Below are 25,897 nucleotides of genomic sequence, written 5' to 3'. Positions count from 1 at the left end.
GCCCGCTCCCACAGTTGATTTGTGTACGACGCAATTCCATTGTGGGAGCGGGCTTGCTCGCGAATGGCCGCAACTCGGTTTCACCTGTTGGCACAGATCTCGCTAAGTAATCCACATAGGTAACCAACGGCGGTTGCCCCACCTACGACAAAGACGTCGCTCACCTCATTTGCCCACGGCGAATCGGGTGGCGGCGTTTTTTCGTTTTGGCCCCAGAGATCGGGGCCGGTGGTGCGGCCGAGGCGGCGCCCCACCTGCAAGCTCCTGACTCCTTCTCGAGACTCCCTACAGCTGAGGTGCGCGATGAATTCAAGCTTCTGGAAATCTGGCCATACCCCGACATTGTTCGCGGCCTTCCTCTATTTCGACCTGAGTTTCATGGTCTGGTACCTGCTCGGCCCCCTGGCGGTGCAGATCGCTGCCGACTTGCACCTGACCACCCAACAGCGCGGGCTCGTAGTGGCCACGCCGATTCTGGCCGGCGCCGTGCTGCGTTTTGTCATGGGCCTGCTGGCCGATCGCCTGTCGCCAAAAACCGCCGGGCTGATCGGCCAGGTGATCGTCATCTGTGCGCTGTTCGGTGCCTGGAAACTCGGCATTCACAGTTATGAACAAGCCTTGGTGCTGGGTCTGTTCCTCGGCATGGCCGGTGCGTCGTTCGCCGTCGCGCTGCCGCTGGCCTCGCAATGGTATCCACCGCAGCATCAAGGCAAGGCCATGGGCATCGCCGGTGCCGGCAATTCGGGCACCGTGCTTGCCGCATTGATCGCCCCGGTACTGGCCGCCGCTTTTGGCTGGAGCAATGTGTTCGGTTTCGCCCTGATCCCGCTGATCCTGACCCTCATCGTGTTCGCTTGGCTGGCCAAAAACGCGCCTGAGCGGCCGAAAGCCAAGTCCATGTCCGACTACTTCAAGGCCTTGGGCGACCGCGACAGTTGGTGGTTCATGTTTTTCTACAGCGTGACCTTCGGCGGCTTCATCGGCCTGGCCAGTGCCCTGCCCGGCTACTTCAACGACCAATACGGCCTGAGCCCGGTCACCGCCGGCTACTACACCGCGGCCTGCGTGTTCGGCGGCAGCCTGATGCGTCCACTGGGCGGCGCCCTGGCCGACCGTTTCGGCGGGATTCGCACGTTGCTGGGGATGTACACGGTTGCAGCGATCTGCATCGCCGCGGTGGGTTTCAACCTGCCGAGTTCCTACGCGGCACTGGCACTTTTCGTCTGCACCATGCTCGGTTTGGGTGCGGGTAACGGCGCGGTTTTCCAATTGGTCCCGCAGCGTTTTCGTCGAGAGATCGGCGTAATGACAGGCTTGATTGGCATGGCTGGCGGCATCGGTGGTTTCGCACTGGCGGCGGGCATGGGCGCGATCAAGCAAAGCACCGGCAGTTATCAACTGGCCCTGTGGTTGTTCGCCAGCCTTGGCGTTCTGGCCTGGTTCGGCCTGCACGGCGTGAAGCGTCGCTGGAGAACCACCTGGGGTTCGGCCGCTGTGACCGCTGCCCGGGTCTGAGGCCGCAATGAGCCTGCAACTGAGCTTTGCCGAAGCGAGCGCCATCGGCCCTCGCGAGGAAAATCAGGACGCCCTGCGCCTGGTCACTCCGGCCCCGGCGCTGGCGGCGAGCAAGGGTTACCTGTTCGCCATCGCCGACGGGGTCAGCCAGTGCGCCGATGGCGGTCTCGCCGCCCGTTCGACCTTGCAGGCCCTGGCGCTGGACTATTACGCCACGCCGGAAACCTGGGGTGTCGCGCAAGCGCTGGATCGCCTGCTGCTGGCGCAAAATCGCTGGTTGCAGGCCAACGGCGGTGGGCAACCGCTGCTCACCACTGTCAGTGCTTTGGTCATGCGAGGTAGGCGTTTTACCTTGGCCCATGTCGGCGATTGCCGGGTGTATCGCTGGCACGCCGACACCTTGCAACGGGTCAGCGAGGATCACGTATGGGATCAACCGGGCATGCAGCATGTGCTCAAGCGTGCGCTGGGGCTCGATCAGCATTTGGTCCTGGACTTTCTCGACGGTGAACTTCGCCTCGATGAGAGCTTTGTGCTGCTCAGCGACGGCATCTGGGCTGTACTGGGCGACACCGCCATTGCGGCGATTCTGCGCGACCAACCGGACCTGCACAGCGCGGCGCAAACCCTGGTCAGCGCAGCGCACCTGGCGGGCAGTCAGGACAATGCCAGCGCCCTGTTGGTGCGGGTCGATGCCCTCGGTGAGACGAGCATTGGCGATGCGCTGATTCATCTGCAGCAATGGCCGCTGCCACCCGCGCTGAAACCGGGCCAGACGTTCGAGGGATGGCAGGTCGAAGGGATGCTCGGCCAGAGCCAGCAGTCGCTGCTCTATCGGGTTCGCGACAGCCAGCAACAACCCTGGCTGCTGAAAACCTTGCCCGGTGCACTGCGCGACGATCACCTCGCCGGGCAGGCATTGCTGTCGGAGGAATGGTTTCTCAAGCGCGTGGCCGGACGGCATTTCCCTGAAGTCCATGCCGCCAGTCAGCGTCAGCATTTGTATTACGTGATGCGCGAATATTCCGGCTCCACTCTGGCGCAGCTGCACGAACGGGTTGCCGCGCTGCCGCTGGCGCAATGGCAGGATCTGGCCGAGCGTCTGCTGAAGGCCGTCGGCATGCTGCATCGCCGGCAGATTCTTCACCGCGACATCAAACCGGAGAACCTGTTGCTGGGCGACGACGGTGAGTTGCGCCTGCTGGATTTCGGCCTCGCCTACTGTCCGGGCCTGTCCGAGGATCAACCCATGACCCTGCCCGGCACGCCGAGCTACATCGCGCCGGAAGCCTTTGCCGGTGAGGCACCGACACCGCAACAGGATCTGTACGCGGTCGGTGTGACCTTGTATTTCCTGCTGACCGGGCATTATCCCTACGGCGAAATCGAAGCCTTCCAGCGTCCACGCTTTGGCGTGCCCGTCAGCGCCAGCCGCTACCGCCCCGATCTGCCGGACTGGATCGCGCAAAGCCTGGAGCGCGCGGTCGCAGCGGATCCGGGTCAACGCTTTGAAACGGCGGAAGAATGGTTGCTGCTGTTGGAACAGGCAGAGCGACGCAGTTTGAGTGTGCGGCCCAGACCGCTGCTGGAGCGCGAGCCGCTGAAGGTCTGGCGGACAATGGCGTTGGTGATGTTGGTGGTGAATCTAGTGCTGCTGGTTTTGCTGTTTCATGGCTGACATCGAACCCTCTGTAGCAGCTGGCGAAGCCTGCGTTCGGCTGCGGAGCAGTCGTAAACCCTGCACGCACGATGTAACTGTCACACCGCAGCGCCTGAAATCGCGACTGCTTCGCAGCCGAACGCAGGCTTCGCCAGCTGCTACAGAAACCGCGCCAATTGCGGGCAACGTGCATTTAATCGGTGCAAAAGCGTCCCTATCAAAAGCCGAGAACGCGACAAAACCCTACAAACCCGGGAACCTGAAGCACTTGGCACAACCACTGCATTACCTCTCCCAACAGACATAAAGCCCAGCCTTCAACGATGAAGGGTGCGCTTCCCGAGAGAACGGGACCAGGACAAAGGCGTCCTCGCTAGGCAACTAGCGGGACGCCTTTTTTTGTTTGCGCAAAATATGTCGAGCAAGACCTGACAGCCCTGATGAGGCGGGTCCGAGCTCGCCGGAGAACCTGATGAAAAAACTAAAACTGGTGATGATCGGCAACGGCATGGCCGGGGTCCGCACCCTGGAAGAACTGCTCAAGCTGAGCAATGAGCTGTACGACATCACGGTCTTCGGCGCCGAACCCCATACCAACTACAACCGCATCCTGCTGTCACCGGTACTGGCCGGTGAACAGACCTTCGACGAGATCGTACTGAACGATCTCGACTGGTACCTGGACAACAACATCAAGTTGCTGCTCAACCGCAAAGTGGTGGAGATCGACCGAATCAAACGCAGGGTCATCGCCGACGACGGCACCGAAGCGGAATACGATCGCCTGCTGATCGCGACCGGCTCGACCCCGTTCATCCTGCCGATCCCCGGCAATACCTTGCAGGGCGTGATCGGCTACCGCGACATCGCCGACACCCAGGTCATGATCAACACCGCGAAAACCCACAAGCACGCCGTGGTGATCGGTGGCGGGTTGCTCGGCCTGGAAGCCGCAAACGGCCTGATGCTGCGCGGCATGCACGTCACCGTGGTGCACATCGGCGAATGGCTGCTGGAACGGCAACTGGACAACACCAGTGGTCAACTCCTGCAAACCGCCCTGGAAGCCCGTGGCCTGCATTTTCGTCTGGGCGAACAGACCCAGGCCCTGCACGATGCCGGCAACGGCCGGGTCGGCTCGGTTGAATTCAAGAATGGCGACATCATCCCCGCCGACCTGGTGGTCATGGCCGCCGGCATTCGCCCTAGCACTGAACTGGCGGAAAAATCCGGCATTCCCTGCCATCGCGGGATTCTGGTCAATGACACCCTGCAAACCTATGACCCACGGATCTATGCCATCGGCGAATGCGCCAGCCACCGCGGAACCGCCTACGGCCTGGTCGCGCCGCTGTTCGAGCAAGCCAAGGTATGCGCCAACCACCTCGCGCAACTGGGCTTCGCCACCTACAAAGGCTCGGTGACCTCGACCAAATTGAAAGTCACGGGCATCGACCTGTTCTCCGCCGGCGACTTCATGGGCGGCGAAGGCACCGAAACCATCACCCTCTCCGACCCGATCAGTGGGATCTACAAAAAACTGGTGATCAAGGATGACGTGCTGGTCGGTGCCTGTCTGTACGGCGATACGGCCGATGGCGGGTGGTATTTCCGGCAGATTCGTGAGAATCAGGACATCGACGAGATCCGCGATCACCTGATGTTCGGCGACGCTTCGTTCATGGAGCAGGCCCTCGGCGACGCAGGACACCCAGGCAGGGAAGCAAGCTGATGAACCAGATCACCGCTTCCACCTGCTGCTACTGCGGGGTCGGCTGCGGCGTGCTGATCGAGCATGACGGCGAGCGCATCCTCGGCGTCAGCGGCGATCCGAGCCACCCGGCGAACTTCGGCAAATTGTGCAGCAAGGGCTCGACCTTGCACCTGACGGGCGACTTGACCGCGCGAGCGTTGTACCCGGAATTACGCCTGGGCAAAGGCCTGGCCCGCAGCCGCACCGACTGGGACACCGCCCTCGATCACGCAGCCAATGTCTTCGCCCGAACCATCGCCGAACACGGCCCGGACAGCGTGGCGTTCTACATTTCCGGGCAGTTGCTGACCGAGGACTATTACGCCTTCAACAAACTGGCGCGAGCGCTGGTAGGCACCAACAACATCGACAGCAATTCGCGGCTGTGCATGTCTTCAGCGCTGGTTGGCTATAAGCGCAGCCTGGGGGCCGATGCGCCGCCGTGCAGCTACGAAGACCTGGAACTGAGCGACTGCGTGATGATCGTCGGCAGCAACATGGCCTACGCCCACCCGGTACTGTTTCGTCGCCTGGAAGAAGCCAGATCCCGCCGCCCGCAGATGAAAGTCATCGTCATTGACCCACGTCGTACCGACACCTGCGATTTGGCCGACCTGCACCTGGCGATTCTTCCCGGGACGGATGTCGCGTTGTTCCATGGGATTTTGCACCTGCTGCTGTGGGAAGACTGGGTCGACCGCGACTTCATCCAGGCTCATACCGAAGGTTTGGCCGAACTGAAAAATCTGGTACGCGATTACACGCCGTCAATGGTGGCGCAGCTGTGTGGGATCGAGGTCGAGCAATTACAGGAATGCGCCAAATGGGTCGGCACTTCCAAGAGTTTTCTGTCGCTGTGGTGCATGGGGCTCAACCAGTCCACCGCTGGCAGCGCCAAAAACAGTGCGCTGATCAACCTGCACCTGGCCACCGGGCAAATAGGCCGCCCCGGCGCAGGACCTTTCTCCCTGACCGGTCAGCCAAATGCCATGGGCGGACGGGAAACTGGCAGCCTGTCGAACCTGCTACCGGGCCATCGCGAAGCGGCCAATGCCTTAGATCGCGCGGAAGTGGCGGCCTATTGGGGCGTTGATCAACTTCCGGAAAATACCGGGCTCACCGCGATCGAGTTGTTCGAGCAGGTTCGCAGCGGAAAAATCAAAGCCCTGTGGATCGCCTGCACCAACCCCGCGCAATCACTGCCAGACCAGACCGCCGTGCGCGCCGCCCTGGAGGCCTGCCCGTTCGTGGTGTTGCAGGAAGCCTTTCGCACCACCGAAACCGCCACGTTCGCCGACCTGCTGTTGCCTGCCGCCAGTTGGGGCGAAAAGGACGGCACGGTGACCAACTCCGAACGGCGCATTTCCCACGCTCGCCAGGCCATCGTCGCACCGGGTGAAGCGCGCGCCGACTGGGCGATCACGGTGGATTTCGCACAACGCCTGGAAAAACAGCTGCGCCCCGGGCAAAACAGTTTGTTTGCCTTTGAAACGCCGGCGCAGGTCTTTGACGAATACAAACTCCTGACCCGCGGGCGTGATCTGGATTTGTCCGGCATCAGTCATGAGCTGATCGATCGCCTCGGTCCACAACAATGGCCCTTCCCCACTGGCGCCAGCGAAGGCACTGCCCGTCTTTATCTCGACGGTATTTTCCCCACCGCCAGCGGACGCGCTCAGTTTGTGGCCGATCCATATCGCGCGGCCAAGGAACAACGCGACGCACACTTCCCGCTGACGCTGATAACCGGCCGCTTGCGCGATCAATGGCACGGCATGAGCCGCACCGGCACCGCCGCGCAGCTGTTCGGTCATGTCAGCGAAGCCATGTTGAGCCTGCACCCGGATGAATTGCGTCGGCATCGCTTACAACCCGGCGATCTGATCAGCCTGAAAAGTCGACGTGGCGCGGTGATTGTGCCGGTCGCCAGCGACGACAGCGTGCGGCCTGGCCAGGCCTTTCTGCCGATGCATTTTGGTGACCGCTTTCTCAAGGGCGGCGTGAACACCCTCACCCTGCCCGCCTTCGATCCACTGTCGAAACAACCGGAACTCAAACACAGCGGCGTACGCCTGGAACCCGTACAACTGCCGTGGCAGCTATTCGCACTGATCGAGGGCAATGTTCAACAGCATTTTGAGACGCTACGACCGCTCTGTGAGGCGTTTTCCTACGCCAGCCTCAGCCTTATCGGCCGAGAACGTCCGGCGCTGCTGATACGCGCTGCCAGTGCCATGCCGCCAGATCCGCAACTGCTGCGTGAAATCGATCAATGCCTGGGGCTCAACGACGGCCCCGTCCTGGCTTACGACGACCCACGGCGCTCCATCGGCAAACGCGTGCGGATCGAGAACGGGCGGATCACCGCGATTCGCCTGGCCGGCGAAACACTCGCCCAACACTGGCTGCAAAACCTCTGGCTTGAGGGACGCGTCGACGAACCACTGCGGCGCTGGCTGCTGGCACCGCTGAGCGCGCCACCGGGCAACCCAGGCCCAGCGGCGATGGGCACGAAAACCCTGTGCAACTGCAAGAACGTCAGTCAAAGCGCTGTCTGCGCAGGCATCAGCCGTGGCCTGGACTTGCAGGGCCTGAAACAAGAATTGGGCTGCGGCACGCAATGCGGCTCCTGCGTACCGGAAATCAAACGTCTGCTGGCTGCCACTGCGCAGCCGATCGCCGTCATCTCGTGAGGAAAATACGATGAGCGCAAAAGTCTGGCTGGTGGGTGCGGGCCCTGGCGACCCTGAATTACTGACCCTCAAGGCTGTTCGGGCACTGAGGGAAGCGGATGTGGTGCTGATCGACGACCTGGTCAATGACGCGGTGCTGGAGCATTGCCCCGGCGCCCGGATCATTACCGTGGGCAAACGCGGCGGCTGTCGCTCCACGCCTCAAGCCTTCATTCATCGCCTGATGTTGCGATATACCCGCCACGGCAAATGCGTGGTACGGCTCAAGGGCGGCGATCCGTGCATCTTTGGTCGCGGTGGGGAGGAGGCGCAGTGGCTGCGCGAGCGCGGCGTCGAAGTCGAATTGGTCAACGGCATCACTGCCGGGCTGGCGGGTGCGACGCAATGCGATATTCCGTTGACCCTCAGAGGCGTTGCCCGCGGCGTGACGCTGGTCACCGCCCATACGCAGGATGGCAGCAGCCTGAACTGGCAAGCCCTTGCCCAAAGCGGTACGACGCTGGTGATCTACATGGGTGTGGCGAAACTGAGTGAGATCCGCGAGCAGCTGCTAGCCGGAGGGATGGTGGCGGATACGCCGGTGGCGATGATTGAAAACGCGTCCCTGCCGCACCAACGGGAATGTCGGAGCCATTTGACGGCCATGGAACAGGATGCCTCAGCGTTTGAATTAAAAAGCCCGGCCATCCTGGTAATTGGCGCTGTTGCAGCCCGCTCTGCGTTTTACTGTGAGAACGAGCCTGCTCGCGAAGAGGCCTTGTCCGTCGCCATCAATGTTGGATGTCGACGCGTCTGACGGTTTGCCTCTCACCAAATCGCAGACAAAGAAAAGCCCGGCCTAAGCCGGGCTTTTCTCAGAGCTGCGGGCTAATTACTTAGCTTGAGCTTCAACCTGCGCTTCTACGCGACGGTTTACAGCGCGGCCAGCTTCAGTTTTGTTGTCAGCAACTGGGCGGGATTCGCCGTAGCCAACAGACTGAACGCGGGTCGATTCAACACCGTACTGGTTGGTCAGAACTTGCTTAACGGCGTTTGCACGACGCTCGGACAGTTTCTGGTTGTAAGCGTCAGGACCGACGGAGTCAGTGTGACCTTCAACAGTGGTGCTGGTGGATGGGTACTGCTTCATGAAGTCAGCGAGGTTTTTGATGTCGCCGTAGCTGTTAGGCTTGACTACCGACTTGTCGAAGTCGAACTTCACGTCCAGCTCAACACGAACAACTTCAGCAACTGCTGGGCAGCCATCAGCGTCAACAGTTACGTTGGCTGGGGTGTCCGGGCACTTGTCAACGTTGTCGCAAACGCCATCGTTGTCGCTGTCGGAGCAGACTTCAGCTGGTGCTGGAACTGGAGCAGCAGCAGGCTTGGAGCCGCCACCGAAGTTCACACCGATACCGACGCTTGGAGCCCACTCGGTGTCGCCTTGGTCGATGTTGTATTGAGCTTCAACGCCAGCACGGGCGTAGAAGTTCTCGGTGAAGTACAGCTTGGCACCGCCACCAACGTTGGCGAAGGTGGAACGGTTACGACCGCTCGAGCCGTTCTGACCGATGCTTTGATCGGAGAAACCAGCCGATACGTACGGACGCAGCATGTCACCTGGGTTGTTGAAGTGGTACAGAGCGTCCAGAGCGGTGTTAGCGCCCTTGATGTTACGACCGTCGTCGGAACGCACGTTGTGCACTTCGTCGTAGCCCAGACGCAGTTCAACGTCGTCGGTCAGGAAGTAACCAACGGAACCGCCGAACAGGTTGCCGTTGTTCTTGAAGTTACGAGCGCTGTCGAATTGCTCTTTCTTTGCGAAGCCTTCGATTTCAACTGCGCCTTGGCCTTGTGCCAGAGCGCCGAACGAAGTGGCGGCAATCAAAGAACCAATGGCCAAGCCCAAGGTGTTTTTCAGTTTCATCCGTTAAATCCCCATCTGGTGATTGTGAAGCAGTCCCGCAAACCGGGGGACAACTCGGCGGCAAGTCTATCAGAACTTGCCTACACGTAAGAGATATTTGCGCCGAACTAAGTTTCAGCAATGCCTGCAAATTTCTCACGCAATTTATCTAGAGCGCGTTTGTACCGCATTTTTGTTGCACTCAAACCCATGTGCATGATGTCTGCGATCTCCTGAAATTCCAGCTCTGCGACAAATCGTAGCACCAGAATTTCACGGTCAATCGGGTTCACATACACCAGCCAGCGATCGAGTCCGCCCTTGTCCTCGGGTTTCGGCATCTTTTCTTCAGACGCTTCCTCGAGGGGGTCCAGACTCAAAGCATCCATCAAGCGACGCTTTCGCCGTTCCTTCCGATACTGTGTGATGCATTCGTTGTACGTGATGCTGTAGAGCCAGGTTTTGAACTTCGATTTCCCCTCGAAGTTCTTCAGGCCATACAACACCTTCAACATCACTTCCTGACAGACATCGTCTGCGTCGCGATCGTTCCCCAGATATCGTGCACAGACGTTAAATAATGTTCGTTGGTAACGCCGCATCAGTTCTTCATAGGCGCGTGTTACGTGAAACAGCTCGGTATGCGAGCGCGCGACCAACTCCTCATCAGAGAGCTCGCGGGGGTCGTAGCGCGTGGAGAGCGATTGAGCTTTATTCAAAACAAGTCGGGCCGACAGTCAGGTCAATGTCCGCCGCGGCCCTTACAGGGCCATTTGCGGCGGCATACATTAGCAGGGTTTGCCGGGTTAGCGGCTACTCACATGCTGCTCCAGGAGGATCCGATTGGAGAGAGAGACTAGCTCACCCTCATCGGTCAGCAATGTGGTTTTAACCGTGCCGATCTCTTCGATCTGACCTTCGACCTCGCCAACACGCACTTGTTGCCCAACCTGATACAACTCACGCACATAGATTCCCGCAAGAATCTGACCGGCGATTTCCCGGCTTCCCAACCCCATGGCCAGCGCAACAGCCAGACCAACGGTAATCAATACGATCACAATTACGTGGTTGAGCAGGTCAGTCTTGACCTCCAACTGGCTGATCGCGACCGAAATACTGATGATAATAACCAGCCCCTGGGCAATTCGCCCCAGGCCCGCAGCGTAATCCAGCCCTACGCCCTCTGCGGCACCACGCACCAGCCCATTGGCCAGTTGTGCCAGCAAAACACCCACCAGCAACACCAGCGCGGCGCCAAATACTTTCGGCAAATACAGCGCAAGCATATCAAGCGTAGCCGAAACTCGCTCAAGTCCAAGGGATTCTGCGGCAGAAACCAGAAAAATCAGCAGGACGAACCAATAGACAATCTTGCCAATCAGGGTCGAGATCGGCACTTGCAGGCCGGCCCGGGACAGCAATTTGGTCAGACCGGTGCCGCCCATCAGGCGATCAAGGCCCAGCTTGGCGAGCAATTTGGACAGCAAAGTATCCAAAAGTTTCGCAACGACAAAACCCAACAGCAGCACGACCAGTGCGCCGAACAGGTTCGGGATGAAATTGGCCACTTTGGTCCACAACGCAGTCATTGCAGTGACGAGGCTCTGAGTCCAGAGATCAAGTTCCATATTCAATCAGCCTTATCAGCGGTGCGAACGGTAGGTTTACGGTGACGGGAAACCGGCGAGACGTGGGCCGAGCCGTTATTGAGAGCAATCATCAGCGCGGGCAACCAGCGGCCCAGCAGGCTGAACAGATCGCCGGCGCCGACCTGGCGGTTGGCGGTTTTCAGGACACGCCCAAGGCACGCATCGTCGTCACGGGTGGACGGCGAAGCGTTCAGCATGTCGCGCAAAGACTGTTCAAACGGATCGTGCATACGCACCTCTCGTGATGTCTGTGAAAGACGCGGTCAAATTTGCCCGGGTCACATGGCTCATCGTCACACCCAGCGCAAACGTCGAAATAACCACCACTGCCCGAGCGCCACCGAGAGCATCATCAGGCAGGCAATCAGGAAGCCATACGGGCTTGCCGAGAACGGAATGCCGCCGACGTTGATGCCCAGGAGACCGGTGAGGAAACTCATCGGAAGGAAGATTCCGGTGATGATCCCGAAGCGGTACATCGTGCGGTTCATGCGCACGCTCAAACGTCGGTCTTCGGCCTCGAGGACCAGCCCCACCCGCTCCCGGGTCAATTCCAGCTCCTCCAGATATCGGGTCAGGCTGTTATTCAATTCGTTCCAGTAATCGCCATCGTCTTCGACGAACCAGGGCAGTTTTATCCGCGTCAGCTGTCCGAAAATTTCCCGCTGCGGAGCAAGGAAACGCTTCAGCGCTGCAGCCCGACGACGGATCTGCAAAATGGCGCCGTGCTCGGGTGTATACCGTTCGTCGGCATCCAGCTTTTCTTCTTCCTCATCGACCACTTCCGAGAGGCAACTGACCAGATCCTGCACCTTGTTGGTGAGGTACTGAGCCATATAAAGGATGAGTTCGGAGGCGGTTTTCGGCCCTTTGCCTTCGGCCAGCGTCACCAGCAACTCATCGGTGGCGCGCAATGGACGCAGGCGCAGGGAAATCACACGCTGGGCGGAGGCAAAGATGCGCACCGAGACCATGTCTTCCGGTTCTGCGCCCGGGTTCAGGTTGACCCCACGCAGAAACAGCAGCAGTTCGTAGTCCGGCAGCGGCAGAAGGCGCGGCCGGGTGTTCTCTTCGAGCAGCAGGTCACAGCTGAATTCACTCAGACCGCTGGATTTGCGCAGCCAGGTCTGGGTTTGCGGGTGACTGCGATCCCAGTGCAGCCACAGGCTTTCATGGGCCTGTAGCTGCAAGTCATCTAGTTCAGTCCGGGCAATCGAACGCGCGCCGCCTTTACCATCCAGCACCAGGGCATGCACCAGCCCCCACTGCGCGTTTTCTTCCTCGAACATCCTCACCCCTTTGTTGGTCTTGCGCTTTATTCAGGCATCTTCAGCGGGCTTGGCGAGATGATCACGCCGTTGTTGTCCGCATAAATGTAATGGCCTGGATGGAAGGTCACGCCCGCAAAGGTCACCGCCACGTTGAGATCGCCAATACCGCGCTTGTCGGTCTTCATCGGGTGGCTCGCCAGGGCCTGAACCCCCAGATCGGTTTGCGCAATGACGTCGACGTCACGGATGCAACCGTAGATCACCAGCCCTTCCCAGCCGTTATTCGCGGCCTTCTCGGCGATCATGTCGCCCAGCAGCGCACGACGCAGTGAACCGCCACCGTCGACCACCAACACCTTGCCATTGCCCTTGAGCTCGGCTTGTTCCTTGACCAGCGAGTTGTCTTCGAAGCACTTGATGGTCACGATTTCGCCGCCGAACGAGTCACGGCCGCCGAAATTGCTGAACATCGGTTCCAGCACCTGCACCAGCTCCGGGTAGGCGTCGCACAGGTCAGGCGTAAGGTAATGGTTCATCGAGAAACTCCTGTAAAGAGGAAGACAATCGAGTGTGTCGCAAAGTGACCGGAACAGCTCAATGCGTCATATCTTAGCCTCAAGCCGAACAGAGCGAAATGCCCTTGTTAGAGCATCAGGCTCAGACTGCCGTGGCCAAATTCGGCTTTTCTCCCAGCAATGGCGTTTGCTGATCGGCCAGCCAGCGCGCCACCAATGGCCAGACTTCGGCTTGGGCGGCTTTGCTGACAAGCATTTCCACGTGACCGAAATTATCGCCAAAGCCCTGTTCCCGGCCAAGGTTGATGAATTGCTTGTGTTCGGAACCCACTTGATCGAACAACTTGCGGCACGCCCACGCCGGATCCTGGTGATCGCCGGCAGCGCTCACGGCCAGCACCGGCAGTTGAACCTCAGCCAATCCCGCCCACCAGTCCTTGTCCGCATCGCCGAAGCGCCCGAACAGGCCATACCAGCGCATGCTTTCCAGGGCCAGGCCAATCGGCTCGTCCTCCGGGCCGCGCTTGAGCCGGGAACCGGACAGCTGGGCGAAACGCTTGAGAATGAAGCGCCCGCTCCACTCCACCGGTGGAATTTTCAATGGCCAGTAGGTGCGACTGACTTGCGTACCGAAGAACGCCGCAGACGCGACGACAGGCTCGCCGATGTATTGCCCACCCAGTGCCGCCGCCAGTGTGATGCCGCCCAGCGAGTGACCGATCCAGTGCGGAGCCTGGCCGCTCTGTTCACGCACGAACGCGCCAATCGCCGGCAGATCGTAACGAGCGTAGTCGGCAACACGGTTCTTGCGGTAGTTCTGATTACGCTGGGACAGGCCGTGACCGCGCATTTCGGGAATCCAGACATCGAACCCCAGACGCGTCAGGTAGGCGCCCAGCCCAAGCCCTTTGGGCGAGAACCAGAACCGGCGATTGGAAAAACTGCCGTGCAACAAAATCACCGGCACGCCACGCACGGACGGTTCATCAGCCATGCCAAGGCGCGTCACAGCCAGTTCGACGGTGCCGTCAGGGCTGTTGCCAGGTTTCAAGCGATAGACATCTTCGCTCAGATCGCCGCGACGCTCGGCGCTGATCAGGGCGACAGGAAATAGGTTGCTGCTGCTTTGCATAATGCTCTTGCACAAAAAAGGGCGGCTTCCAGAAGAGCCCGCCCTGCTTGAATCTCTAAAAAGACCGCCCCTTGTGGGAACGAGCCTGCTCGCGAAAGCGGTATATCCGCCGACACCTCTGCTGGATGTCAGTCCGTCTTCGCGAGCAGGCTCGCTCCTACAGGAGAGCGGCCCTTTCACTCACACCATCAAACTGCAGCCTGACCTTCAGCCAGGAAGAACCAGGTTTCCAGTACGGAATCGGGGTTCAGCGAAACGCTTTCGATGCCCTGCTCCATCAGCCACTTGGCCAGATCAGGGTGGTCCGAAGGGCCCTGACCGCAAATACCGATGTACTTGCCAGCCTTGTTGCAAGCCTGAATCGCGTTGGCCAGCAGCTTCTTGACCGCCGGATTCCGCTCGTCGAACAGGTGCGCGATGATCCCGGAGTCACGGTCCAGGCCCAGCGTCAGCTGAGTCAGGTCGTTGGAGCCGATGGAGAAACCGTCGAAGAACTCGAGGAACTCTTCAGCCAGGATCGCGTTGGACGGCAGTTCACACATCATGATGATGCGCAGACCATTTTCGCCACGCTTCAGACCGTTCTCCGCCAACAGGTCGATGACCTGGCTGGCTTCACCGAGGGTACGGACGAACGGCACCATGATTTCGACGTTGGTCAGGCCCATTTCGTTGCGCACGCGCTTGAGGGCACGGCATTCGAGTTCGAAGCAGTCGCGGAACGATTCGCTGATGTAACGCGAGGCGCCACGGAAACCCAGCATCGGGTTTTCTTCTTCCGGCTCGTAGAGCTTGCCGCCGATCAGGTTCGCGTATTCGTTGGACTTGAAGTCCGACAGACGCACGATGACTTTTTTCGGGGTGAACGCAGCGGCCAGGGTGCTGATGCCTTCAACCAGTTTCTCGACATAGAAACCGACCGGATCATCGTAGCCGGCAATGCGCTTGTCGACGCTGTCCTTGATGTCCTGCGGCAGCCCGGCGTAGTTCAGCAGCGCCTTGGGGTGCACGCCGATCATGCGGTTGATGATGAATTCCAGACGGGCCAGGCCCACACCGGCGTTCGGCAGTTGCGCGAAGTCGAATGCACGGTCCGGGTTACCGACGTTCATCATGATCTTGAACGGCAGATCAGGCATGGCATCGACGGAGTTTTTCTTGATGTCGAAGCCCAGTTCGCCTTCGAAGATGTAACCGGTGTCGCCTTCAGCGCAGGAAACAGTCACGCCCTGGCCGTCTTTCAACAGCTGGGTGGCGTTGCCGCAACCGACCACGGCCGGGATGCCCAGTTCGCGAGCGATGATCGCCGCGTGGCAAGTACGGCCGCCACGGTTGGTGACAATGGCGCTGGCGCGCTTCATGACCGGTTCCCAGTCCGGGTCGGTCATGTCGGAGACCAGAACATCGCCTGGCTGGACTTTGTCCATCTCGGACACGTCCTTGATGATGCGGACCTTGCCGGCGCCGATGCGCTGGCCAATGGCACGACCTTCAACCAGCACGGTGCCGGTTTCTTTCAACAGGTAGCGTTCCATGACATTGGCCGAGGTGCGGCTCTTCACGGTTTCAGGACGGGCCTGAACGATGTAGAGCTTGCCGTCGTCGCCGTCTTTGGCCCATTCGATGTCCATCGGGCACTTGTAGTGCTTCTCGATGATCATCGCTTGCTTGGCCAGTTCGCTGACTTCGGCGTCGGTCAGGCAGAAACGGGCGCGATCAGCTTTGTCCACGTCGATGGTCTTGACCGACTTGCCGGCCGTGGCGACTTCGCCGTAGATCATCTTGATGGCCTTGCTGCCCAGGTTGCGACGCAGGATGGCCGGACGACCCGCCGCCAGCGTGCCTTTGTGGACGTAGAACTCATCCGGGTTCACCGCGCCTTGTACGACGGTTTCACCCAGGCCGTAGGCGCCGGTGATGAACACCACGTCACGGAAGCCCGATTCGGTATCGAGGGTGAACATCACGCCGGCGGTGCCGGTTTCGGAGCGGACCATGCGCTGAACGCCGGCCGACAGGGCGACCAGCTTGTGGTCGAAGCCCTGGTGGACGCGGTAGGAAATCGCGCGGTCGTTGAATAGGGAGGCGAACACCTCTTTGGCGGCGCGAATGACGTTTTCGACACCACGGATGTTCAGGAAGGTTTCTTGCTGACCGGCGAAGGAAGCGTCCGGCAAGTCTTCGGCGGTAGCGGAAGAACGCACGGCCACGGCCATGTCAGGGTTGCCGGCCGACAGCGTAGCGAACGCGGTGCGGATCTCGGCGTTGAGCTTCTCGGGGAACTCGGCTTCCATGATCCATTGACGGATCTGGGCGCCGGTCTTGGCCAGGGCGTTGACATCGTCGACGTCGAGAGCGTCGAGGGCGGCGTGGATCTGATCGTTCAGGCCGCTCAGTTCCAGAAAATCACGATAAGCCTGAGCTGTCGTGGCGAAGCCACCGGGCACCGATACACCGGCGCCTGCGAGGTTACTGATCATCTCGCCCAGGGATGCGTTCTTGCCCCCTACGTGCTCTACATCATGGACGCCGAGCTTATCGAGGGAAACTACGTACTCTACCAAGGTGATCTCTCCACTAACTGTGTTGGAAAAGCTCAGAAGCCGGCTGCTCGGGGGAGCGTTTGCCGGCTGTATGGCCTGGACCTGGAAAATAAGTGAGAATGCGGACCACTGGCGGCCGGCAAATCGCGCCTATCATATCCAAGATTCGTTACTAGCTTAAGGCCCAAGGTGCAAATGAAACGATCTGCTTTCTTTATTTCCGACGGTACTGGCATCACAGCCGAAACCCTCGGCCAAAGCCTCCTGGCGCAGTTCGAAAACATTACCTTCAGCAAATTCACGCGTCCGTACATCGACAACGTGGATAAAGCGCGGGCCATGGTACAACAAATCAACAAAGCCGCCGAAACCGACGGCTTCCGGCCGATTATCTTTGACACCATCGTCAATCAGGACATCCGTGAGATCCTCGCAACGTCCAATGGTTTCATGATCGACATTTTCTCGACCTTCCTGGCGCCGCTTGAACAGGAACTGACCGAGCATTCTTCCTACACCGTCGGCAAATCCCACTCCATCGGCACCAACTCCAATTACATGGAGCGGATCGAGGCGGTGAACTTCGCCCTCGACAACGACGACGGCGCGCGCACGCATTATTACGACAAGGCCGACCTCATCCTAGTGGGCGTGTCGCGTTGTGGTAAGACACCGACGTGCCTGTACATGGCTATGCAATTCGGCATCCGCGCGGCCAACTACCCGCTGACCGAAGACGACATGGAGCGCCTGCAACTGCCGACCGCCCTGCGCGCCCACCAGCACAAGCTGTTCGGCCTGACCATCGACCCGGACCGTCTCACCGCCATCCGCAACGAGCGCAAGCCCAACAGCCGCTATTCGAGCTACGCCCAGTGCGAGTTCGAGGTGCGCGAGGTGGAGAACCTGTTCCGCCGGGAGAACATCCCGAACATCAACTCCACGCATTTTTCGGTGGAAGAGATTTCGGCGAAGATCCTCGTCGAAAAAGGTGTTGAGCGGCGGTTCAAGTAGATTTGTAGCGCCCGCGAGGACGCCTTCGCGGGCAAGCCTCGCTCGTACAGGTTTTGTGTCGATCCCGCATGCCGTGAACGACACGAAACCTGTAGGAGCGAGGCTTGCCCGCGAAGAACGATTACACGGTCTCGGCCAATGCCCTCGCCAACGCCTCAAACCCCTGCAACAACAACCGATCATCCCCCGCCGAATGACACACACTTGCCCGAATGAATTGCGGTACCGCGGCATGCCCGACCGCAAACGCCTCCGCGGTGGCCACCAGGTAATTGTTCTGTTTGAGCTCCGCCGCAATCTGCGACGCCCGCCAAGGCTCGGGCACTTCGATCCAGAAGTGTGGGCTGTGGGGATGAGTCTTGTATCCGACCTCTTCTAACATTGGGCTGACCAAACGCTTGCGGCGACTGATTTCAGCAATCTGCTGCCTCAGCAACTGCTCGGCGATACCGTTTTCGATCCACGCCGTCGCCAGCTCCATCGACAGCGGATTCGCCATCCAGCACGTCCCGCGCACCGCTGCGCTCAGCCGTCCGATCAACGGTTGCGGCGCATGCAGATAACCCGCACGCAAACCCGCCGAAACCGCTTTGCTCAAACTGCCGATCAACACCGAACGCTCCGGGGCAAAGTGACTCAAGGGCAACGGACGCTGCTGCGCCAGCACGGCGTGGGCTTCGTCCTCGATGATCAGCAGATTATGTTGGCGACAGACCTCGGCAATCGCCTCACGTCGTGGGACGGACATCACCGCCGCCGTAGGATTCTGGATAGTCGGCGTGCAGTACACCGCAGATACCCGATGATGCTGGGAAACGTCCGACAACGCGTCGGGCAGCAATCCCTCGTCATCCATCTCGACGCCGATCAGCTTTATGCCGAGCATGCGGGCGACGCTGATCAGCCCGGGGTAAGTCAACTGCTCGGTGACCAGTGTGTCGCCGGGCTTGAGCAACGCCATCAACACGCAGAGCAAGCCGTGCTGGCCGCCATTGACGCAAATGACCTGCTCGGCGCTCGGTACGAACGCCTGATGCCGCAGCCAATGGGCACCTGCCGCACGATGGCGGGGTAATCCGGCATCGGCGGTGTAACCGCTGAGCAACTGCAAGGTGTGCGGATCGCTCGCGAGGGTCTGCAGGCTTTGACTGAGAAAAGCGCCTTCCTGCCCCGGAATCGGCTGATTCCGACTCATATCGAAGTAAGGCTGTGGCTCGTCGCTGACATTGCGAAAGCCGGAATCCCGCGGCCGCTCCATCCCGCGCTGACGCACATAGGTGCCATCTCCTACACGAGCCACGACCAACCCTACCCGCTCCAGTTCGCCATACGCACGGCTGATGGTGCCGATGGTCACGCCCACGCTGTCTGCCAACAAACGATGGGGCGGCAATTTGCTGCCGGGCTCGATCAAGCCTTCGCCGATGCTCTTTTCGAGGGCCTCGGCCAGACGTTTGTACTTCACGCCGCGCCCCTGAGCCAGGCCTTCGCGCAGTATTGACACCGTGGCAATACTTGTTTTGACAGTCATTTCCATCCCGAATAGCGTGCTTAAAACAGGTTCAATCAGGAATAGACCTATTTGGTAACCGGGTCAATTTCGACGACGAAGGAGCAAGATCATGTTCACGGCCCTCAGCACCTCTTCCAGCATCCGAAAACCCTGGCTGGCCGGACTGGTCACCAGCGCACTGTTCCTGATCGTTTGCCTGAGTTGGGGCACGACGTGGCTGGGCATCAAGATTGCCGTCGAGAGTGTGCCGCCGCTGACCGCCGCCGGGCTGCGTTTTCTGATCGCCTTTCCGCTGTTTTTGAGCTTCGCCTTGTTGCGTCGCGAGCCGCTGCTATTTCCCCGGAAAAGCCGCTGGTTTTTCGTGTTCGTCACGCTGTCGTATTTCACCCTGCCGTATTACTTGCTCAACTTTGGCGAGATGCACGTGTCGTCCGGCCTGACCGCGCTGCTGTTCAGCTGCATGCCGGTGTTCATCCTGCTGTTTTCCGCTGTGTTTCTGCGGGAGAAAATCTACCCTTCGCAAGTGATTGGCATCGCCATCGGATTCGGCAGTCTGTTCATGATTATCCGCAGCCAGGGGCTGCACCTGGACCATGCCGAATTCTTCGGGGTGCTGGCGATTCTGGCGGCGGCGGTCATGCATGCACTGTGTTACGTAATCACCAAGAAGCAAGGCAGTTCGATCAGCGTGATTACTTACAACACGCTGCCTATCGGCCTGGCCGGTTTGATGCTGTTGGTGGCGGGATTGAGCGTTGAGGCACCGGTGTTCGATGACATCACTGCGCGTTCGTGGGGGGCCTTGCTGTACCTGGGGCTTGTGGCCTCGGTGGGCGGGTTTATCGTTTACTTTTTGCTGCTCAAACGCTTGAGCCCGATCATTCTGTCGTTCGTGTTTATTATTTTTCCGGTGTTCGCGGTGGTGATTGGCGCGTGGTATGAGGGGCAAAGTCTGACCCGGGAGTTGATGGGGTATTCGGCGGTGTTGCTGGCGGGGTTTGCCATTACCAAATTGCCGGTCGAAAAATGGCTTAAGGGCTGACGCCGGCCGCACCGCTGTCTCCTACAGGGATTCGTGTCAGATCACGAACAGGTCGACGAAGCGATTGACCGGGGTTGCCTCCAACGCAGCCGGATCCGTGCACAACGCAAAAATTTCCTTACTGCGCTGGGCGGTAAAGCGCGTCGCCAGGTTGGCCTTGAACTTGTCCTCCAGCAACGGAATGCCAGCGGTGCGGCGACGGCGATGGCCGATCGGATATTCCACCACGACCTTCTCGGTGCTGGAGCCGTCCTTGAAAAACACCTGGATCGCGTTGGCGATGGAACGCTTGTCAGCCTCCAGGTATTCGCGGGTGTACTGCGGGTCTTCGATGATGACCATTTTCTCGCGCAGCACGTCGATGATCGGGTGCGCCGCGTGGAAGCTGTCTTCGTACTGCTCGGCGACCAGATTGCCAAATGCCAGCGGCACTGCCGTCATGTACTGAATGCAGTGGTCGCGGTCGGCCGCATTGGCCAACGGGCCGACCTTGGAAATGATGCGGATTGCCGATTCGTGGGTGGTAATGACGATTTTGTCGATCTCATGCAGACGATTTCGAACCTGCGGATGCAGGGTCACTGCCGCTTCGCAGGCGGTTTGTGCGTGGAATTCAGCGGGGAAACTGATTTTGAACAGCACGTTTTCCATCACGTAGGTGCCGTATGGGCGGGAGAAGCTGAACGCGCGTTTGTCTTCGGGTTTGAGCGCCAGATCGTTGTTGGTGTGGCTGAACAACACGTCGTAAAAGCCCCACTGTTTGGCGGTCAGCACGCCGGGAATGCCCATCTCGCCGCGCATCGCCATGTCCGCCAGGCGCACGCCCCGACTGGACGCATCGCCCGCTGCCCAGGACTTGCGCGACCCGGCATTCGGCGCATGCCGATACGTGCGCAGCGCCTGGCCGTCGGCAAAGGCGTGGGACAACGCTGACAGCAACTGCTCGCGATTGGCGCCCATGAGTTTGGCGGTGACGGCGGTCGAGGCGACTTTCACCAGGATGACGTGATCGAGCCCTACCCGATTGAAGGAGTTTTCCAGTGCAATCACGCCTTGAATCTCATGGGCCATGATCATGGCTTCGAGCACCACGCGGACAGTCAGCGGCGCATCGCCATTGGCCAGGCGTTTCTGCGACAGGTGATCGGCCACCGCGAGAATACCGCCGAGGTTATCGGACGGATGCCCCCATTCAGCGGCGAGCCAGGTGTCGTTGTAGTCGAGCCAGCGGACGATGCAGCCGATGTCCCATGCCGCTTTGACGGGATCGAGCCGCAAACTTGTTCCGGGAACCCGGGCGCCGAACGGAACGACGGTGCCTTCCACGATGGGGCCCAGGTGTTTGGTGCATTCGGGGAAGCGCAGGGCCAGCAGGCCGCAGCCGAGGGTGTCCATCAGGCAGTTGCGGGCAGTGTCCAGCGCTTCCTTGGACTCGATTTTGAAGTTGAGGACGTAATCGGCAATGTCCTGCAGGACGGTGTCGTAGTCGGGGCGGTTGTTCAGGTCGACGTTGGCGCTCATGTTCGATTCACTCTTGAAGTGGTTCGTTGATGGGACCTCGGTTCAGGGATCAATCTCGATTAGTTACAACATTCTTATTATTGAAATGCGATCCATTGTGGGAGCGAGCCTGCTCGCGATGGCGGTATAACTGGCAACAAGGATGTTGAATGTTATGGCCTCATCGCGAGCAGGCTCGCTCCCACAGGGTTTTGTGTTTATCTCCGGATTTGTGTCAGAAGGAGTCGCCCGGCACTCGCACGAAGCCTTCCATCAACACCCGCGCACTGCGGCTCATGATGGCTTTGTTGACGGTCCATTCACCGTTCACCTGGCTGGCCTCGGCGCCCACCCGCAAGGTGCCGGACGGATGCCCGAAGCGCACGGCATTACGTTCGATGCCACCGGCTGCGAGGTTGACCAACGTCCCGGAAATCGCTGCGGCAGTACCGATGGCAACCGCCGCCGTGCCCATCATCGCGTGATGCAATTTACCCATCGACAACGCGCGCACCAGCAAGTCGACATCACCCGCCGCGATCGCTTTCCCACTCGAAGCAACGTAGTCGGCAGGCTTGGCGACAAAGGCCACCTTCGGCGTGTGCTGACGCTTGGCGGCTTCGTCCAGGTCTTTGATCAAGCCCATGCGCAATGCGCCATAAGCACGGATGGTCTCGAACATCAGCAGCGCTTTCGGATCGCTGTTGATCGCACCCTGCAACTCGGTGCCGGTGTAGCCGATGTCTTCGGCATTGACGAAAATCGTCGGGATGCCGGCATTGATCATGGTCGCCTTGAAGGTTCCGACGCCGGGTACTTCGAGGTCATCCACCAGGTTGCCGGTAGGAAACATCGAACCGCCACCGCCCTCTTCCTCCGCCGCCGGGTCCATGAATTCGACCTGCACTTCGGCCGCCGGAAAGGTCACGCCGTCGAGTTCAAAATCGCCGGTTTCCTGCACTTCACCGTTGGTGATCGGCACATGGGCGATGATGGTCTTGCCAATGTTGGCCTGCCACACGCGAACCACCGCCACACCGTTGTGCGGGATGCGGCTGGCGTCCACCAAACCATTGCTGATGGCAAACGAACCGACCGCCGCCGACAGGTTGCCGCAGTTGCCACTCCAGTCGACGAAAGGCTTGTCGATGGACACCTGACCGAACAGGTAATCGACGTCGTGATCGGCCTTGATGCTTTTGGACAGGATCACGGTTTTGCTGGTGCTGGAGGTCGCGCCGCCCATACCGTCGATTTGCTTGTCGTAGGGGTCGGGGCTGCCGATCACGCGCAGCAACAAGGCATCGCGCGCCGGGCCTGGAACCTGTGCCGCTTCGGGCAGGTCTTTCAGGCTGAAAAACACGCCCTTGCTGGTGCCGCCACGCATGTAGGTGGCGGCGATTTTAATTTGAGGTACGTGAGCCATGATGTTCCTTTTAGGATCGAGCGGGACCGCAGGGTCCCGCCCGAACTCATCGTGTTAAACGGCAACCGCCGATTCTTCGAGGAAGTCCTGCGCGAAACGCTGCAAAACGCCACCCGCCTCGTAGATCGACACTTCTTCAGCGGTGTCGAGGCGGCAGGTCACCGGCACTTCGACACGTTCGCCGTTCTTGCGGTTGATCACCAGCGTCAGCTCGGCGCGCGGCGTGCGCTCACCGATCACGTCATAGGTTTCGCTGCCATCGATGGCCAGGGTGTGACGGTCGGTGCCCGGTTTGAACTCCAGTGGCAACACGCCCATGCCCACCAGGTTGGTGCGGTGGATGCGCTCGAAACCTTCAGCGGCAATCGCCTCGACACCGGCCAGACGCACGCCCTTCGCCGCCCAGTCGCGGGACGAACCCTGACCGTAATCGGCGCCGGCGATGATGATCAGCGGCTGCTTGCGTTCCATGTAGGTTTCGATGGCTTCCCACATGCGCATCACTTGGCCTTCCGGCTCGACGCGAGCGAGAGAACCCTGCTTGACCTTGCCGTTTTCCTGAACCATTTCATTGAACAGTTTCGGGTTGGCGAAGGTGGCGCGCTGCGCGGTCAGGTGGTCGCCACGGTGAGTCGCGTAAGAGTTGAAGTCCTCTTCCGGCAGGCCCATTTTCGCCAGGTATTCACCCGCCGCGCTGTCCAGCATGATCGCGTTCGACGGCGACAGGTGATCGGTGGTGATGTTGTCCGGCAGCACCGCCAGCGGGCGCATGCCCTTGAGCGGACGCGCCCCGGCCAGCGCGCCTTCCCAGTACGGCGGACGGCGGATGTAGGTGCTCATCTCGCGCCAGTCGTACAGCGGCGTCACTTTCGGGCCGGTGTCTTCATGGATGGCGAACATCGGGATGTAGACCTGACGGAACTGCTCCGGCTTGACCGAAGCCTTCACCACCGCGTCGATTTCTTCGTCGCTCGGCCAGATGTCTTTCAGGCGGATTTCCTTGCCATCGACCACACCCAGCACATCTTTTTCGATGTCGAAACGGATGGTGCCGGCGATGGCGTAAGCAACCACCAACGGTGGCGAAGCGAGGAAGGCGTTCTTCGCATACGGGTGGATCCGGCCGTCGAAGTTACGGTTGCCGGACAACACGGCAGTGGCGTACAGGTCGCGGTCGATGATCTCTTGCTGGATCGCCGGGTCCAGCGCGCCGGACATGCCGTTGCAGGTGGTGCAAGCGAAGGCCACTATGCCGAAACCGAGCTGCTCCAGTTCGCTGGTGAGGCCGGCCTCGTCGAGGTACAACGCGACGGTTTTCGAACCCGGCGCCAGGGACGATTTGACCCACGGCTTGCGAGTCAGCCCGAGCTTGTTGGCATTGCGCGCCAGCAGGCCGGCGGCGATGACGTTGCGCGGGTTGCTGGTGTTGGTGCAACTGGTGATGGCGGCGATGATCACCGCTCCGTCCGGCATCTGGCCGGGCACTTCTTCCCACTGACCGGAGATGCCTTGGGCGGCGAGGTCTGAGGTGGCGACGCGGGCGTGCGGGTTGCTCGGGCCGGCCATGTTACGCACCACCGAGGACAGGTTGAAGGTCAACCCGCGCTCGTATTGCGCGCCTTTCAGGCTGTCAGCCCACAGGCCGGTTTGCTTGGCGTAGTTCTCGACCAACTGCACTTGCTCGTCTTCACGGCCGGTGAGTTTGAGGTAGTCGATGGTCTGCTGATCGATGTAGAACATCGCTGCCGTGGCGCCGTATTCCGGGGCCATGTTGGAGATGGTTGCGCGGTCGCCGAGGGTCAGCGCGGCGGCGCCTTCACCGAAGAATTCCAGCCATGCACCGACGACTTTTTGCTTGCGCAGGAACTCGGTCAACGCCAGCACCATGTCGGTGGCGGTGATGCCCGGTTGCAGCTTGCCCGTCAATTCGACGCCGACGCTTTCCGGCAGGCGCATCCACGATGCGCGGCCGAGCATCACGCTCTCGGCTTCCAGGCCACCGACACCGATGGCGATCACGCCCAGCGCATCGACGTGCGGGGTGTGACTGTCGGTGCCGACGCAAGTGTCGGGGAACGCCACGCCGTCACGTACCTGGATCACCGGAGACATTTTCTCCAGGTTGATCTGGTGCATGATCCCGTTGCCCGGTGGAATCACATCAACGTTCTTGAAGGCCTTTTTGGTCCAGTTGATGAAGTGGAAACGGTCTTCGTTGCGACGGTCTTCGATGGCGCGGTTCTTCTCGAACGCCTCTGGATCGAAGCCACCGCGCTCGACGGCCAGGGAGTGGTCGACGATCAACTGCGTCGGCACCACCGGGTTCACTTGCGCCGGGTCGCCACCTTGCAGGGCGATGGCGTCACGCAGGCCGGCGAGGTCAACCAGCGCGGTCTGGCCGAGAATGTCGTGGCACACCACGCGAGCCGGGAACCACGGGAAGTCGAGGTCGCGTTTGCGCTCGATGAATTGCTTCAGGGATTCGGTGAGCGTGGCCGGGTCGCAGCGACGCACCAGGTTTTCCGCCAGCACGCGAGAGGTGTACGGCAGAGTGTCGTAGGCGCCAGGCTGGATGGCCTCGACAGCCGCACGGACGTCGAAGTAATCCAGATGGCTGCCGGGCAGCGGTTTACGGAATTCAGTGTTCATCGTCAGGACTCGGTCACGGTAGTTTCAAAGGGTGGGGCCAGACATCCGGTTTGAATTCAACACGTCCCCTGTGGGAGCGAGCTTGCTCGCGATAGCGGTGGGTCAGGCGACATTTATGTCGAATGTGACTCCGT

Annotated in this window: 19 protein-coding genes and 1 pseudogene; 7 read left to right on the top strand and 13 right to left on the bottom strand. The window is 60.1% G+C overall.

Translation table 11 applies throughout. From position 1 onward, the window contains the following. Window positions 1-80: 80 nt before the first annotated feature. The gene (locus ACA075_RS09975; RefSeq protein ID WP_497298305.1) at window positions 81-260 is read right to left on the bottom strand and encodes a hypothetical protein; all 180 of its coding nucleotides are present in this window, start codon (window positions 258-260) and stop codon (window positions 81-83) included. Window positions 261-303: 43 nt separating this feature from the next. On the opposite strand from ACA075_RS09975, the gene ACA075_RS09970 reads away from it, so the two are divergent. The 5 genes and pseudogenes from ACA075_RS09970 (at window position 304) to cobA (ending at window position 8,417) form a co-directional block, all read left to right on the top strand. Continuing rightward, window positions 304-1,515: a nitrate/nitrite transporter gene (locus tag ACA075_RS09970; RefSeq protein ID WP_219096380.1), complete on the top strand. Its 1,212-nt coding sequence runs from the start codon at window positions 304-306 to the stop codon at window positions 1,513-1,515. Window positions 1,516-1,522: 7 nt separating this feature from the next. After that, the gene (locus ACA075_RS09965; RefSeq protein ID WP_497298304.1) at window positions 1,523-3,193 is read left to right on the top strand and encodes a bifunctional protein-serine/threonine kinase/phosphatase; all 1,671 of its coding nucleotides are present in this window, start codon (window positions 1,523-1,525) and stop codon (window positions 3,191-3,193) included. A gap of 454 nt (window positions 3,194-3,647) precedes the next feature. Further along, a pseudogene (locus ACA075_RS09960) lies at window positions 3,648-4,904 on the top strand (NAD(P)/FAD-dependent oxidoreductase); the annotation flags it as partial. A 2-nt stretch (window positions 4,905-4,906) separates the two neighbouring features. Then, window positions 4,907-7,621 (top strand): nitrate reductase, encoded by a 2,715-nt coding sequence (locus ACA075_RS09955; RefSeq protein ID WP_497298303.1) that lies wholly within the window; start codon window positions 4,907-4,909, stop codon window positions 7,619-7,621. A gap of 10 nt (window positions 7,622-7,631) precedes the next feature. Further along, a complete protein-coding gene (cobA, locus tag ACA075_RS09950; protein ID WP_497298302.1) occupies window positions 7,632-8,417 on the top strand; it encodes a uroporphyrinogen-III C-methyltransferase in 786 nt (261 codons plus the stop codon). 75 nt (window positions 8,418-8,492) lie between these two features. Here cobA and ACA075_RS09945 read toward each other — a convergent pair whose 3' ends face one another. From ACA075_RS09945 to ppsA, 8 genes are all read right to left on the bottom strand, one after another. After that, window positions 8,493-9,527, bottom strand: a complete 1,035-nt coding sequence (locus ACA075_RS09945; protein ID WP_497298301.1) for an OmpA family protein — start codon at window positions 9,525-9,527, stop codon at window positions 8,493-8,495. 107 nt (window positions 9,528-9,634) lie between these two features. Further along, on the bottom strand, window positions 9,635-10,225 hold the full coding sequence (gene sigX, locus ACA075_RS09940; protein ID WP_131062998.1) for an RNA polymerase sigma factor SigX: 591 nt from the start codon (window positions 10,223-10,225) through the stop codon (window positions 9,635-9,637). 87 nt (window positions 10,226-10,312) lie between these two features. Then, window positions 10,313-11,137: a mechanosensitive ion channel family protein gene (locus ACA075_RS09935; protein ID WP_008027407.1), complete on the bottom strand. Its 825-nt coding sequence runs from the start codon at window positions 11,135-11,137 to the stop codon at window positions 10,313-10,315. 2 nt (window positions 11,138-11,139) lie between these two features. Then, window positions 11,140-11,388, bottom strand: coding sequence for a hypothetical protein (locus ACA075_RS09930; RefSeq protein ID WP_007944521.1), 249 nt, complete (start codon window positions 11,386-11,388; stop codon window positions 11,140-11,142). Window positions 11,389-11,451: 63 nt separating this feature from the next. Beyond that, window positions 11,452-12,447, bottom strand: a complete 996-nt coding sequence (gene cmaX, locus ACA075_RS09925; protein WP_497298299.1) for a divalent cation transporter CmaX — start codon at window positions 12,445-12,447, stop codon at window positions 11,452-11,454. 26 nt (window positions 12,448-12,473) lie between these two features. Further along, window positions 12,474-12,965, bottom strand: a complete 492-nt coding sequence (rraA, locus tag ACA075_RS09920; RefSeq protein ID WP_010456528.1) for a ribonuclease E activity regulator RraA — start codon at window positions 12,963-12,965, stop codon at window positions 12,474-12,476. Between the two features lie 121 nt (window positions 12,966-13,086). After that, a complete protein-coding gene (locus ACA075_RS09915) occupies window positions 13,087-14,076 on the bottom strand; it encodes an alpha/beta fold hydrolase (RefSeq protein ID WP_497298298.1) in 990 nt (329 codons plus the stop codon). Between the two features lie 188 nt (window positions 14,077-14,264). Next, a complete protein-coding gene (ppsA, locus tag ACA075_RS09910) occupies window positions 14,265-16,640 on the bottom strand; it encodes a phosphoenolpyruvate synthase (RefSeq protein ID WP_219096376.1) in 2,376 nt (791 codons plus the stop codon). A gap of 174 nt (window positions 16,641-16,814) precedes the next feature. Between ppsA and ppsR the strand changes: the two genes are divergently transcribed. Next, window positions 16,815-17,633, top strand: a complete 819-nt coding sequence (gene ppsR, locus ACA075_RS09905; RefSeq protein ID WP_077748193.1) for a posphoenolpyruvate synthetase regulatory kinase/phosphorylase PpsR — start codon at window positions 16,815-16,817, stop codon at window positions 17,631-17,633. Window positions 17,634-17,754: 121 nt separating this feature from the next. Here the strand turns inward: ppsR and ACA075_RS09900 are convergent, their stop codons facing one another. After that, a complete protein-coding gene (locus ACA075_RS09900) occupies window positions 17,755-19,164 on the bottom strand; it encodes an aminotransferase-like domain-containing protein (RefSeq protein ID WP_497298297.1) in 1,410 nt (469 codons plus the stop codon). Window positions 19,165-19,300: 136 nt separating this feature from the next. Here ACA075_RS09900 and ACA075_RS09895 point away from each other — a divergent pair, with 136 nt between their 5' ends. Beyond that, entirely contained in the window at window positions 19,301-20,188 is an 888-nt protein-coding gene (locus ACA075_RS09895; protein ID WP_497299221.1) for a DMT family transporter, read from the top strand. Between the two features lie 36 nt (window positions 20,189-20,224). On the opposite strand, the gene prpD is transcribed toward ACA075_RS09895, so the two are convergent. The 3 genes from prpD to acnD form a co-directional block, all read right to left on the bottom strand. Next, window positions 20,225-21,709 (bottom strand): 2-methylcitrate dehydratase, encoded by a 1,485-nt coding sequence (gene prpD / locus ACA075_RS09890; protein WP_497298296.1) that lies wholly within the window; start codon window positions 21,707-21,709, stop codon window positions 20,225-20,227. A gap of 214 nt (window positions 21,710-21,923) precedes the next feature. Then, the gene (gene prpF / locus ACA075_RS09885; RefSeq protein WP_219096372.1) at window positions 21,924-23,114 is read right to left on the bottom strand and encodes a 2-methylaconitate cis-trans isomerase PrpF; all 1,191 of its coding nucleotides are present in this window, start codon (window positions 23,112-23,114) and stop codon (window positions 21,924-21,926) included. 54 nt (window positions 23,115-23,168) lie between these two features. Beyond that, a complete protein-coding gene (gene acnD / locus ACA075_RS09880; RefSeq protein ID WP_497298295.1) occupies window positions 23,169-25,763 on the bottom strand; it encodes a Fe/S-dependent 2-methylisocitrate dehydratase AcnD in 2,595 nt (864 codons plus the stop codon). Window positions 25,764-25,897 lie beyond the last annotated feature (134 nt).

Source organism: Pseudomonas sp. LBUM1663 (assembly GCF_059695905.1).
Note: the sequence above shows the minus strand (reverse complement) of the source record. Positions and strands in the feature narration are given on the sequence as shown.